The organism is Mesorhizobium sp. M0016 (genome assembly GCF_040324035.1).
Lineage (GTDB): Bacteria > Pseudomonadota > Alphaproteobacteria > Rhizobiales > Rhizobiaceae > Mesorhizobium.
In genome coordinates this window covers 108,790-121,017 of sequence record NZ_JAMYVM010000004.1, presented here as the reverse complement: position 1 = coordinate 121,017, position 12,228 = coordinate 108,790, and the positions used below count along the sequence as shown (strand labels likewise).

Below are 12,228 nucleotides of genomic sequence, written 5' to 3'. Positions count from 1 at the left end.
ACAAAGACTGTGATCTCTTGGCTGTCCGGACGGAAGTATCCGCCAGGGAGGAAGCCGCGCTGATCGGCGGCAACACCAATGCAGCGACCATCATGATCGCCGAAAAGGCGGCTGACGTGATCAGGGCTGCAAGGTCCTGATGCGCGAGGAGCGCAAGGCCACCTGAGCATATCTTCTGGGAGATGCAGCCGCGCCTTTGGTGCGGCGGTTTGTTTCTTGTTTTATGCGATCCCGAGGGAAAGCGCTGCGCGCTTTTCCCGGGAAAACCGCATCACACTTTGCTGGGATTGCTTTTAGGCCAAGGCCCGCGCTTCGCGAAACGAGATCAGCTTGCGGCGATTCTCGTCCCATAGCGCCAGCTTTACGCAGCGCAGGCTGTCGAGAAGCGTGACGCGGCCGATGCCGCGCAATTCCGGATAGTCGCGCAGCACTTCCTGCAGCCGGTACCCCGGCACCTTGGCCGAGAGATGGTGCACGTGATGGACGCCGATATTGCCGGTGAACCAGTTCAGCACCGGCGGCAAATCGTAATAGGACGAGCCGTGCAGGGCGGCACGCTGGAATTCCCACTCTTCGTCGTTCGCCCATTCCGTCTCCTCGAACTGGTGCTGGACGTAGAACAGCCAGATTCCGGCCGATCCGGCCAGGATCACGATCGGCAAATGGACGATCAGGAAAGCGCCGGGGCCGACCAGCCAGATAAGCAGCGCTGCCGCGACCGCGATCCCGAGATTGGTGGTCATCGACGACACCCAGGGCGTCAGGCCGCCGCGCATCATGCCGACGGGCAGCCTCTGCTCGAAGATGAACAGCCAGATCGGCCCGAGGCCGAACATCACCAGGGGATGGCGGTAGAGACGATAGGCAAGGCGTCCCCGCCAAGACAGTTGCCGGTATTCAGCAACCGTTAACGTCCTGATGTCGCCCATTCCCCGCTCGTCTAGATTGCCGGCGCTGGCGTGATGGGTGGCGTGCGCGCGCCGCCAGCAATCGTAAGGGGTCAGCGTCAGCACGCCGAGCGCGCGGCCGATCCAGTCGTCGGCAGTGCGGTTGGCGAAGAAGGAGCCGTGGCCGCAATCGTGCTGGATCATAAAGATCCGCACCAGAAAACCGGCGGCCGGAAGGATCAGGATCAAGCCCCACCAGTGGCCATAGGAATAGGCTGCCGAAGACAGCGCCCACAGCGTAACGAAAGGAATGAGGGTGATGGCGAGTTCGAGGGTGCTGCGTCGCCGGTCGGGCTTCTTGTAGCGCGCCAGGATCTTCAACCAGGCGCGCTTGCTGTTGGCGGCCGTCTCGGGGGAAATCATGTTCATCAGGAAGCATAGGCGGGGCGTCCCGCTGCCGCAAGGAAAAGCTCACGCAAAATTACTGCGCGTAATTGTCGCGCGATAGCATCGCTATTGACGGCGTTGGCCGCCGGCCATGCTGGCTTCTATGCCGTCCAGCCGGTCGAGCAGGTCCCGGAAACGGGCGGGAATGTCGGCCTCGGTGCGGAAGGCCGGCAAGGTGCGCAAGAAGCGCGTCGTCGCCTCGGTGCCGAACTGGCGCCTGATGTCGGCGGCGAGCTCTTCGCTTCTGTTGCCAGTATTGCGGTCCATTGTCTCAAATCCTGTGTCGGTTTCAAAACTCCTCCAAGCTTTGAATGGTTCCCCATAGCGGGGTATTGGCAAGCAAAGGCTGCCGTTACGGTAAAGTTTGAATTAATTTTGAACGTCCTTGCGCCCCGCACCAAGTCCGACGGGCAGCCCGCAACATTGCCTGCTGTGGGGCGTCCTCCTGGGCTTGCCCCTTGATTTTTGGCCGCCAAACCTCGATATCGGGCGCAAATCCAAACCATTCGAATGACGGGAAATGGCGATGAGCGACCAGACAAAAGACGAACGCGCGCCCGAGGATATCGAAACGGCCGAGGCCGAGCGCACGCAAGGCGGCATCGACGGCGACTATGAAGCGCTGGTGCGGCTGCTGAAGGAAAACGAGGAGCTGAAGGACCGCGCGCTGCGCGTCGCGGCCGAGATGGAGAATCTGCGCCGCCGCACCGCCCGCGACGTGCATGATGCGCGCGCCTATGCGGTGGCCAATTTCGCCCGCGACATGCTGTCGGTGTCGGACAATCTGCGCCGCGCGCTCGACGCTATCCCCGCCGAGGCGAAAGCGGCCGGAGATGCCGGCTTCAAGGCGCTGATCGACGGCGTCGAGATCACCGAGCGCGCCATGCTGTCGACTCTGGAACGGCATGGGGTGAAGAAGCTCGAACCGGAAGGTGAGAAGTTCGACCCGAATTTCCACCAGGCGATGTTCGAAGTGCCCAATCCCGATGTGCCGGCCAACACCGTCGTCCAGGTCGTGCAGCCGGGCTATTCGATCGGCGAGCGCGTGCTGCGGCCGGCCATGGTCGGGGTCGCCAAGGGCGGCCCCAAGATCGCGGCCACCGAAGCGCCGGTCGAGCCGGGGCCGGTGAACGAGCAGGCCGAGAAGGATGCGTGAGTAGGGTAGGCAGTAGGGAATAGGGAATAGGGAATAGGGAATAGGCAGGCGTATCAATCGCGCGGCTTCGTGTTATTCATACTTTCCCTAATTCCCAATCCCTACTACCTCATGTCCCTGACACCCATCGACCTCCTCGACTATGCCGGCGTCGCCGTCTTTGCCGCGACCGGGGCGTTGGCGGCTTCGCGCAAGCAGCTCGACATTATCGGCTTCCTGTTTCTGGCCAGCGTCACCGGCATTGGCGGCGGCACGCTTCGCGACGTCATCCTCAACCTGCCCGTCTTTTGGGTCGCCAACTCCGGCTATGTGCTGGTTTGCGCGGCGGTTGCGGTGCTGGTCTTCTTCATCGCCCACCGCGTCGAATCCCGCTGGAAATGGCTGCTCTGGCTCGACGCCATCGGATTGGCGGCCTTTTCCGTAATGGGCGCGGCCAAGGGGCTGGCCATCACCGGCTCGCCGGTCGTCTCCGTTGTTATGGGCGTGTTGACCGCCACATTTGGCGGCATCCTGCGCGATCTGCTGGCCGGCGAGCCATCGGTGCTGCTCAGGCCCGAAATCTACGTCACCGCCGCACTCGCGGGCGCCGGCCTCTACACACTTTGCGATCTTGCCGGCCTGCCGCCGCTCGCCTCGGATATTGCCGGCTTCGTCGCGGCTTTCCTGGTGCGCGGCGGCGCGCTGAAATTCGGCTGGACCTTTCCGTCCTACAAGAGCCGCCCGGGACGGCGACCGGAGGATATTCCGTAGGGAGGGGATTAGTGAGTAGGGAGTAGTCAGTGGTCAGGAATCCCGGCAGCCTTCACTACTGCCTACTGCCTACTGCCTACTGCCTACTGCCTCACGCCGCAAAGCGCTGCGCTTCCCCGCCATAATAGTTGACGTAGCGGGCGCCGATTTCCTTGACCGGCATCACCACGAACACATCGACGGTGGAGAACTCACGGTCGATGACGCAGCCGTCGCCGATGCGGGCGCCGACGCGCAGATAGCCCTTGACCAGCGGCGGCATGGCCGCGATCGCCGCCTTGGCGTTGACTGCCTCGATCGGCATCAGATCCATCGAGCAATAGCGGCCGGAGACCGCCCGCACATCCCAGGCGGAGTTGGTCCGGCAGTGATGGGCAAGGTAGGTGAGCGCCTCGGCATGCGCAGCCGGCACCGTGCCAGGGAACGAGGCACAACCGGTCATCACGCCGATCTCATAGTGGTTGATGTAGGCCCAGATGCCTTGCCACAGCGCCTCGATGGTGCGCTTCGAGCGGTATTCCGGCAGCACGCAGGAGCGGCCGAGCTCAAGGAAGCGCTGGCCGGGATGGCGGGCGATCAGCTTGGTCAGTTCGAACTCGCCTTCGGAATAGAAGCCGCCGGCGGTCGCCGCAATCTCTTGCCGCAGCAGGCGGTAAGTGCCGACGATGCGGCGATGCTCGGGGCCGGAGATCGAAGTGTCCAGCACGAGGAGATGGTCGCACAGCGGGTCGAAGCGGTCGGCGTCGCGCCGGTCCTGCGCCTGGAACAGGTCCTTCCTGGCGCCAAGCTCGTCATAAAACACCCGGTAGCGCACTTCCTGGGCGGCGGCGATTTCGGCCTCATTGCGGGCAAGCCGCACTTCGAGATTGCCGATACGGCCCAGCGGTGCGCCTGTTGCGACGGCATCGGCGTTCCGCGCGGCGAGCAAAGCGCCGCCTGCGCTGGGCCGAGTGTCACATTCCGGCATAACTGTATGCACGAGTGATTCTCCTTCGAGCCATCCCTCTTGGCACGGGGATACGGTGTAGGTGCAACAGGATTGTGACAGTACCGTGATACGGCGCGACGGGCAATACTTCGTCGGCTGGCGAAAACCCTCATTCGGCTACCTACGTGACGCGAGGATTGCGCCAGCGTCGCCTTGAAGCGCGTCGCGCTGGGACGATTCACGCGACGCGCTTCAAGTCTTTGTTTTGTGCATGTCGTCTTCTCAAAACCGGGGCCACTTTTGAGCGACATGAATTCAGGCGGCCACCTGGCCCTCGACGGCATGGACCAGCGCGTCGGGATCGAGCGGCTTGGTGACAAAGCCGCTGGCGCCATGGGCGAGCACGGCGTGGCGGGTCTTTTCCTGGCTGTCGGCCGAAAGCACCATGATCGGAACCGGCGGCACAGCCATTTCCTCCTCGTGGCGGCGGATGGCGGCGATCGCGTCCAGCCCGTCCATAACCGGCATGTGCAAATCCATCAGCACCACATCGAAGCGATTTTTCAGCCCGGCTTCGGTCACCGCCTCGACCGCGGCCTTGCCATTGCCGACCACTTTCACGCGATGTCCCGCCTTCAAAAGCGTGGCGCGGGCAAGCATGGCGTTGATGTCGTTGTCTTCGGCGATCAGCACCGACAAACCTTGCTGGCGCCCGCCATGGGCACGAAGCGAGGACGCGCCGGTCTTTTCCGGCTTGGGCGGCGGCAAGGCAGGGGCATGACTGGTCAGCAGCACGCGCAGCAGGGTTTCGCCGCGCACCGGCCTCGCCAAGAAGGTGGCGTAGCCGCTGGTGCGGAATTCGCCAAGCATGCCGCGGTCGGTCGGCGCGATCAGCGTGATCGCCTCGCAATCGGCAAAGCCACTCTGGCGCAGGCGCTTGAGCAGTCTGCCGTCGCCGTCCTCCAGGGCCGCGTCGATCAACAGCACATCGCAATGTTCGGCGAAGGGCGTCGCCTGGGAAGCGGTTGCGGCGACCTCGACGGCGCCGCCATGGGCGCGGATGGTGCGGGCGATGGCGTCGGCCTCGACGGCGTTCTTCGACACGATCACGGCGCGCCGGCCGGCCAGGATGTTCTGCCGGTTCTGCGGTGCTTCGGTTGCTCCTGCGGCCGGGATCTCGAAGACGAATTCCGATCCCTCGCCAAGCCGGCTCGACACCGAAATGGCACCGCCCATGGCGGCGACCAGGCGCCTCGATATGGCCAGACCGAGGCCGGCGCCGCCATGGGTGCGGGTCGAGGTGCCGTCGGACTGTTCGAACTCCTCGAAGATGCGCTCCATATCCTCTTCGCGCAGGCCAGGGCCGGTGTCGGCGACGGTGAAGCAGATGCGGTCGCTGGTCTCGGTGCGGGCCCGTGCAACCGAAACCAGCACGCCGCCGGTGTCGGTGAACTTGATCGCATTGCCGATCAGGTTGAGCAGCACCTGCCTGACTCTTCCCGGATCGGCCATGATCATCTGTGGCACGTCGGGCTCGACATGACAGCCGAGGCCGATGTTCTTGGCGAAGGCTTTCGCCGCCATCAGTTCGATGATGTTGTCGGCAATTTCACGCAACGATGTCGGCTGCGGTTCCGGGTCGAAGCGGCCGGCCTCGATCTTGGAATAGTCGAGCAGGTCTTCGATGAGCGCCAAAAGCGCGCTGGCCGAGGTCGAGACGGCGCCGACATAGGTGCGCTGCTCGGGCGACAGATTGGTGTCGGCCAGTAGCTTGGCCATGCCCATGATGCCGTTCATCGGCGTGCGGATCTCATGGCTGACGGTGGCGAGGAAGCGCGACTTGGCCTGGCTGGCATATTCGGCGCGCTCGCGCGCGGTGATCAACGAGGATTCGGCGCGCTTGCGGGCGGTGATGTCACGGGCAATCGCCCGGTGCGAGACGGCGCCGCTATCCTTGTCGCGCACCGACAGTTCGATCCACGAGAACCAGCGCGGACCGTTCGGCGTGCGGATGGAGACGTCGGTGGAACTCAGGCATTCGTGATCCGAAAAGGCGGCGTCGGGAACGATACCGACATCGATGCCGAGGTCGGCCAGAGTCCTGCCGGCAAGGTCGCGCTGATCGGTTCCGACGAGGCCGGCGAAAACCATGTTGGCATAGACGATGTGGCCGTCGCGGTCGCGGTGGACGACGAGATCGCCGAGCGCATCGATCAGCCCGCGAAAACGCTCCTCGCTCTCCTGCATCTCCCACATGCGGTCGGCCAGCGTCTCGATCTCGGCGCGGCTGCGCGCGGCGGTTTCGTCGAGCAAGGCCGTCGCGCGGTGGACGGTGCGGCGGTTGCGCAGGTGCATGGCGACGCCGGCAAGGCCTGTCGCCAGCAGGCCGAGGGTGATGAAGATCGGCGCACCGGTGAGGTGGGAGAGGCCCGCCAGCACGACACTGGCGACCACCGTCAGGAACGGCAGGCCCTCGGACGTGGGGCGCGGCAAATCCGGCGCCAGCGGCGGCGCGGCAACATGCTGCCGCTTGGGCGTCGCCGGGTTCGGCCCGTCGATGCTTTCGGCGCGGCTCTTCTCTTTCCTGGCGGACTCCGCGATCATGCGGAACTCCTTGCCAGATAGAGATTATGGAAAAGCGCGGCGGATCGTTCGAATTTTAGCGGTCATGCATTTTTGCCGCCCGTTCTGGTGGCTTCGGGGCCTCACATATCCACGACCATGCGCCCCCTGATCTTGCCCTCGACGATGTCGTGGGCGGCGGTGATGATGCCGTCGAAGCCGATGGTCGTCGACAGGCCGGCGAGCTTCTTGAGATCAAGATCGCTGCCGATGCGGCGCCAGGCTTCCAGCCGCACAGCCTTTGGCGCCATCACTGAATCGATGCCGAGCAGCGAGACGCCGCGCAGGATGAACGGGGCGACGCTCGACGGCAGATCCATGCCACTCGCCAGGCCGCAGGCGGCGACCGCGCCGCCATAGGCGGTCATCGACAGCACATTGGCCAGCGTGTGGCTGCCGACGGCATCGATGCCGCCGGCCCAGCGCTCCTTGGCCAGCGGCTTGGCCGGCTGGGAGAGTTCCTCGCGCGAAATCACTTCGGCGGCACCGAGGTCGATCAGATAGGAGCTTTCGGCGTTGCGGCCGGTCGAGGCGATGACGTGATAGCCAAGGCTGGACAGGATCGAGACTGCGACCGACCCAACGCCGCCGGCTGCACCCGTCACCACCACCGGGCCGCGATCCGGCAGGATGCCGTGCCGCTCCAGCGCCATGACGCTGAGCATGGCCGTATAGCCGGCGGTGCCGACCGCCATCGCATCGTGCGCGCTGATGCCGTCGGGCAACGGCACCAGCCAGCCGCCGTTGACGCGGGCGCGCCCGGCATAGGCGCCGAAATGCGTCTCGCCGACGCCCCAGCCATTGAGGATGACCTTGTCGCCCTTGCGCCAGTCGGCATGCGATGAGGAGAGGACGGTTCCGGCGAAATCGATGCCCGGCACCAGCGGCCAGCGGCGGATCACTGGCGCTTTCCCAGTGATGGCCAGCCCGTCCTTGTAGTTGACCGTCGTCGCCTCGACCGCGACGGTTACGTCGCCTTCCATCAGATCGGCTTCGCCGAAATCGACGATCTCGACCGACTGCTTCTTTTCGGCGTCGCGCGAAACGAGGATGGCTTTGAAGGTTTCAGGCATCTCTTCTCCTCGGCTTCGCAAAGGCTGGCTCTGGCCGAACTGTGCGGCGACCGTCCGGCGAGGTCAATTGGTCAAAAGAGTCGGGCCGTCAGGCTTCTGGGCCTTGCGGCTTGGCCTCGCGCCGCCAGCCGATGAACTCGTCGAAGACGACCAGCGCCGCGCCGGCCGAAATGAAGGCATCGGCGAGGTTGAAGACGGCGAAGGACCATACCGGCGTGTGGAACAATATATAGTCGATGACGTGGCCGTAGACGGCGCGGTCGATCAGATTGCCGATCGCGCCGCCGATGATCAGGGCAAAGCCGATGCGGGCCAGCACATGGCCGGATGGCGTACGCGTTGCCAGATAAAGCACGAAGGCGACGACGACGACCGCGATGACGACCAGGCCGGTGTCGCCGAAAGACGAGAACATCGAAAAGGCAATACCGGTATTGTAGGTGCGAAACAGCGCCAGGAACGGCATCAGGTCGAGCTTTTCCTGAAAGGCGAGGCCGGTCTCGATCAGATGCTTTATCCACTGGTCGAGCGCGATTGCCACCACCACCAGCAGCGCATAGGGAGACCATGATTTCACGATGTGGCGTCCTCGGGGGCAAGTTTCAGAGCGCCGCGCCGGATCTCGAACAGCATGATTCCGGTGGCGACCGCCAAATTGAGCGAATCGGCGCGGCCGGCCTGCGGAATCCGCAGCAGCCGGTCGCAGCTTTCCGCCAGATTGTCGGGCAGGCCCTGCTGCTCATTGCCCATCATCAAGAGCACCGGTCCTCGGGAGAAATCGACCGAGCGGTAGTCGACCGCACCCTTCAGATGGGTGCCGACCACCAGGCCCGAGAAGCTGTTTCGCCAAGCCAGAAATGCTTCCGGCGTCGCCTTGGTCACCGGCACGGCGAAGATCGAGCCCATGGTGGCGCGCACGGTCTCGACAGAAAAAGGATCGGTAGTCTCGCCGACCAGGATGACGCCCTTGGCGCCGACGGCATCGACGGTGCGGATGACGGTGCCGAGATTGCCGGGATCGCGCACCCGGTCGAGCGCCACCCAGACGTCGCCGTCGTGAGCGCGGATGTCTCTTAGCGGCAGCAGTTTTTGCCGGAAGACGCCGACCACCATTTGCGGATTGTCACGGCGGGTGATGGCGACCAGCACTTTTTCGGACACTTCGAGCACGGTGCCGCCGGCGGCAACCGTGCGCGCCGCCACCTTTTCGACCGCCGCATTGCCGCGTCCGGCCTTGGCGAAAACCAGCGTCCTGATCGACCAGCCGAGGTCGAGGGCGTCGATGACCAGCTTCAGCCCTTCGGCCATGAAGGCGTTCTGCTGGTCGCGGAATTTCTTCTGGGCGAGCGCCTTGATGTCCTTGATCAGCGGATTGGCAAGGCTGGTGACTTCCTTGACCTGCCCGGGCGCGCCGGCGTGCCGCTCATTCATTCGGGACTCCCGGGCATTCAGGTCTCCGGGGCATTCAGGCCACCCAGCGCGAAAACAGCGATGTCGACAGCGCCCGCCCGGCGGACTGCTCGCGGATGATCAGTTCGCCTGATTCAACCGTGCCGCCCATGCCGGCAAAGGTGTCGCGCATCAAGGCATGGATGGCGAAGAAGGAGGCGCGGATGGAATAGGCGGTCAGCACTATGGCGACCGGTTTCGGCGTCAGGATCGCGCGGCAAAGGTCGGTCAGGCCGGGCAGGTCCTCGAACAACTGCCAGACCTCGCCCTTGGGTCCGCGGCCATAGGCAGGCGGGTCGAACAGGATGATGTCGTAGCGGCTGCCGCGGCGCTCTTCGCGCTCGGCGAATTTCACTGCATCGTCGACGATCCAGCGGATCGGCTTGCTGCCGAGACCGGCCATTTCCTGGTTTTCGCGCGCCCAGCCGACCGCCTTCTTGGAGGCATCGACATGGGTGACCTCGGCGCCGGCGCGGGCGGCCACCAGAGACGCGAGCCCGGTATAGCCGAACAGGTTCAGCACCTTGATCGGGCGCTTGGCCGCCGCGATCAGGCTGGCCATATGGTCCCAGTGCGAAGCCTGCTCGGGGAAGACGCCGACATGGCGAAACGAGGTGAAGCGGCCGAGATAGTCGATGCCGTCATGCTTCATCGGCCAGGTCTCGCCCAGCGGTACCTTCGGGAACCGCCAGCGGCCGATGCCTTCCTCGTCGGTGTCGCCGGTGAAGATGGCGTCGGCGCGGTCCCAGTCCCTGGCCGGTAAGGCCTTTTGCCAGATCGCCTGTCCCTCGGGCCGCACGATGCGGTAGGGGCCGTATTGTTCGAGCTTCTCGCCGGCACCGCTGTCGAGCAGTGCATAATCCTGATTGGGCGCCACTTCGAGGATCACCGGCAGGCGCTCAGTGGGCAGGATGCCTTCGCGACGCGCCAGGACACGGGGGGCGGGCTTCGGATCAGACCGGTCGTCCGGTTTTGTTTCGTGGCGTTGCTGTCTGGCTTCGGGTCGGATTGGTACGGTCTCCGGCTGTGGCCGCGCATGTTCGGTCCTGCCTTTTGCGGGCGGACGGTTGTCGCGGCGTTTGTCGCGAAAAGACTTCAAGCAGGAGCGTCTCCGGAGGCGGCAGGCCGCTTTTGGCATAGGGTCACCGGCTGCGCAAACAAAATGGTCGAGCGTGCGAATGTCTGAGGTGGTGGACCTCGCTGAGGAAACAGGCAAATCTCGAATCATGTCCCGTTCCGAACGCCTGCTCGACCTGATCCAGATCCTGCGCCGGCATCGCCGGCTGGTGAGCGGTCGCACGCTTGCCGGCGAGATGGACGTTTCGATCCGAACGCTCTACCGCGACATTGCCACGCTGCAGGGGCAAGGCGCGCCGATCGAGGGCGAGGCTGGGCTGGGCTATGTGCTGAAACCCGGCTTCATGCTGCCGCCACTGATGTTCACCGACGAGGAGATCGAGGCCATCGTTCTGGGATCGCGTTGGGTTGCCAGACAACCGGACAAGCGGCTGTCGGCCGCCGCCACCGACGCGCTGGCCAAGATCGCCGCTGTGCTGCCGGACGATCTGCGTGAGGACCTCGATGCGACCGCGCTTTTGGTCGGGCCGCACGGCGATGCTGTCGAAAGCATCGACCTTGGCCTGGTGCGCCAGGCGATCCGCAACGAGAGAAAACTCGGCTTTCTTTACCGCGACGCCGGCGGCGCCGCCTCCGAGCGCTTGATCTGGCCATTCGCGCTCGGCTTTTTCGACAAGGTGCGGGTGGTGGTGGCCTGGTGCGAGACGCGGCAGGATTTCAGACATTTTCGCGCCGACCGGATGTCGGGGCTCAACACCACAGATATCCGCTATCCGCGTCGTCGGCAGGCGCTGCTGAAGGAATGGCGCGCGACGCTGGACGCACCGGAGCGCCAGCCTGGCGCTTAATGCTCCTTTCCACGCGCCCACAAGACGCTGCTGCCAGAATCTGACAGTGGGGTCACCTATGCTCCTCCAATCGAAACCTGGAGAGCAGACATGAACACCCCCAATTTCGTCATCCTTTATGTCGACAGCCCGGAGCGGAGCGGCGCCTTCTACGGTGCGCTGCTGGGACGCCAGCCGGTGGAGACGTCGCCGACCTTCGTGCTGTTCGTGCTCGACAATGGGTTCAAGCTCGGCCTGTGGTCGCGCCACACCGTGGAGCCGGCGGCCGCAGCGGCGGGCGGCGGTGCGGAGCTCGTCTTCGCGTTGGACCGGCCTGATGCGGTGGACGCCGCCTACACGGACTGGGCAGGACGCGGCTTGACCATCCTGCAGACGCCGACCGACATGGACTTCGGCCGCACCTTCGTTGCGCTCGATCCCGACAAGCACCGGCTGCGCGTCTACTGGCTGAACGATGGAGAACAGGCCAATGGGGAACAGCAATGAGTGCACACTGGATCGCGGTCGCTTCCGCCGAACATGTCCGGCGCGGCCGCGAGGCCGGCTTCATGCAGGTCAACCACGGCAAGGCGGCACCTTTGCGCCGCATCAAGCCCGGCGACGGCATCATCTACTACTCGCCGACCACAATTCTGCGCGAGAAGGACGGCCTGCAGGCTTTCACGGCAATCGGCACCGTGCGCGAAGGCGAGCCTTACCAGGGCGACATGGGCGGTGGCTTCACGCCGTTCCGCAGGGATGTCGAATGGGCCAAGGCCGAGGAGGCGCCGATCAAGCCGCTGCTCGAGCAGCTCGACTTCACCGCGGGCAAATCGAACTGGGGTTATCAACTGCGCTTTGGCCTGTTCGAAATTACGGCGCATGATTTCGCGCTGATCGCCGAGGCGATGGGCGCGAAGGCCATGAAGGCAGGCTGAAGCATCCAGCCGCCGGATGGGCAAGGCACACCGTGACAAGGCTGCTGACACCAAGTTGTCAGCAGCCTTGTGCG

Annotated in this window: 14 protein-coding genes; 6 read left to right on the top strand and 8 right to left on the bottom strand. The window is 64.5% G+C overall.

What is annotated here, in order from left to right:
* Positions 1 to 17: 17 nt before the first annotated feature.
* Positions 18 to 140, top strand: a complete 123-nt coding sequence (locus NKJ88_RS07950) for a hypothetical protein (protein WP_023728539.1) — start codon at positions 18 to 20, stop codon at positions 138 to 140.
* Between the two features lie 153 nt (positions 141 to 293).
* Here NKJ88_RS07950 and NKJ88_RS07945 read toward each other — a convergent pair whose 3' ends face one another.
* Both NKJ88_RS07945 and NKJ88_RS07940 read right to left on the bottom strand, forming a co-directional pair.
* Positions 294 to 1,316 (bottom strand): fatty acid desaturase, encoded by a 1,023-nt coding sequence (locus NKJ88_RS07945; RefSeq protein ID WP_023686581.1) that lies wholly within the window; start codon positions 1,314 to 1,316, stop codon positions 294 to 296.
* 84 nt (positions 1,317 to 1,400) lie between these two features.
* Positions 1,401 to 1,601, bottom strand: a complete 201-nt coding sequence (locus NKJ88_RS07940) for a hypothetical protein (RefSeq protein ID WP_023669766.1) — start codon at positions 1,599 to 1,601, stop codon at positions 1,401 to 1,403.
* Between the two features lie 259 nt (positions 1,602 to 1,860).
* Between NKJ88_RS07940 and grpE the strand changes: the two genes are divergently transcribed.
* Both grpE and NKJ88_RS07930 read left to right on the top strand, forming a co-directional pair.
* Positions 1,861 to 2,490, top strand: coding sequence for a nucleotide exchange factor GrpE (gene grpE / locus NKJ88_RS07935; RefSeq protein ID WP_023691975.1), 630 nt, complete (start codon positions 1,861 to 1,863; stop codon positions 2,488 to 2,490).
* A 117-nt stretch (positions 2,491 to 2,607) separates the two neighbouring features.
* Positions 2,608 to 3,240, top strand: a complete 633-nt coding sequence (locus NKJ88_RS07930) for a trimeric intracellular cation channel family protein (RefSeq protein WP_023686579.1) — start codon at positions 2,608 to 2,610, stop codon at positions 3,238 to 3,240.
* Positions 3,241 to 3,331: 91 nt separating this feature from the next.
* Here the strand turns inward: NKJ88_RS07930 and olsB are convergent, their stop codons facing one another.
* From olsB to NKJ88_RS07900, 6 genes are all read right to left on the bottom strand, one after another.
* Positions 3,332 to 4,207 (bottom strand): l-ornithine N(alpha)-acyltransferase, encoded by an 876-nt coding sequence (gene olsB, locus NKJ88_RS07925; RefSeq protein WP_023683057.1) that lies wholly within the window; start codon positions 4,205 to 4,207, stop codon positions 3,332 to 3,334.
* 276 nt (positions 4,208 to 4,483) lie between these two features.
* Positions 4,484 to 6,772 carry a response regulator gene (locus tag NKJ88_RS07920; RefSeq protein WP_352443901.1) on the bottom strand — a complete coding sequence of 763 codons (2,289 nt, stop codon included), beginning with the start codon at positions 6,770 to 6,772 and terminating at the stop codon, positions 4,484 to 4,486.
* 101 nt (positions 6,773 to 6,873) lie between these two features.
* Positions 6,874 to 7,863 (bottom strand): acrylyl-CoA reductase (NADPH), encoded by a 990-nt coding sequence (gene acuI, locus NKJ88_RS07915; RefSeq protein WP_023747042.1) that lies wholly within the window; start codon positions 7,861 to 7,863, stop codon positions 6,874 to 6,876.
* A gap of 88 nt (positions 7,864 to 7,951) precedes the next feature.
* Positions 7,952 to 8,440, bottom strand: coding sequence for a signal peptidase II (gene lspA / locus NKJ88_RS07910; RefSeq protein WP_023686576.1), 489 nt, complete (start codon positions 8,438 to 8,440; stop codon positions 7,952 to 7,954).
* The gene (locus NKJ88_RS07905) at positions 8,437 to 9,294 is read right to left on the bottom strand and encodes a TrmH family RNA methyltransferase (RefSeq protein ID WP_023683061.1); all 858 of its coding nucleotides are present in this window, start codon (positions 9,292 to 9,294) and stop codon (positions 8,437 to 8,439) included. Before NKJ88_RS07905 ends, lspA begins: the two co-directional genes overlap by 4 nt.
* Positions 9,295 to 9,328: 34 nt before the next feature.
* On the bottom strand, positions 9,329 to 10,411 hold the full coding sequence (locus NKJ88_RS07900; RefSeq protein WP_023686575.1) for an RsmD family RNA methyltransferase: 1,083 nt from the start codon (positions 10,409 to 10,411) through the stop codon (positions 9,329 to 9,331).
* Between the two features lie 127 nt (positions 10,412 to 10,538).
* On the opposite strand from NKJ88_RS07900, the gene NKJ88_RS07895 reads away from it, so the two are divergent.
* From NKJ88_RS07895 to NKJ88_RS07885, 3 genes are all read left to right on the top strand, one after another.
* Positions 10,539 to 11,237, top strand: a complete 699-nt coding sequence (locus NKJ88_RS07895) for a helix-turn-helix transcriptional regulator (RefSeq protein WP_352443900.1) — start codon at positions 10,539 to 10,541, stop codon at positions 11,235 to 11,237.
* Between the two features lie 90 nt (positions 11,238 to 11,327).
* Positions 11,328 to 11,723: a VOC family protein gene (locus NKJ88_RS07890; RefSeq protein WP_023712334.1), complete on the top strand. Its 396-nt coding sequence runs from the start codon at positions 11,328 to 11,330 to the stop codon at positions 11,721 to 11,723.
* Positions 11,720 to 12,154, top strand: a complete 435-nt coding sequence (locus NKJ88_RS07885) for an EVE domain-containing protein (RefSeq protein ID WP_023820570.1) — start codon at positions 11,720 to 11,722, stop codon at positions 12,152 to 12,154. The genes NKJ88_RS07890 and NKJ88_RS07885 overlap by 4 nt, the downstream gene beginning before the upstream one ends.
* Positions 12,155 to 12,228: the final 74 nt, after the last annotated feature.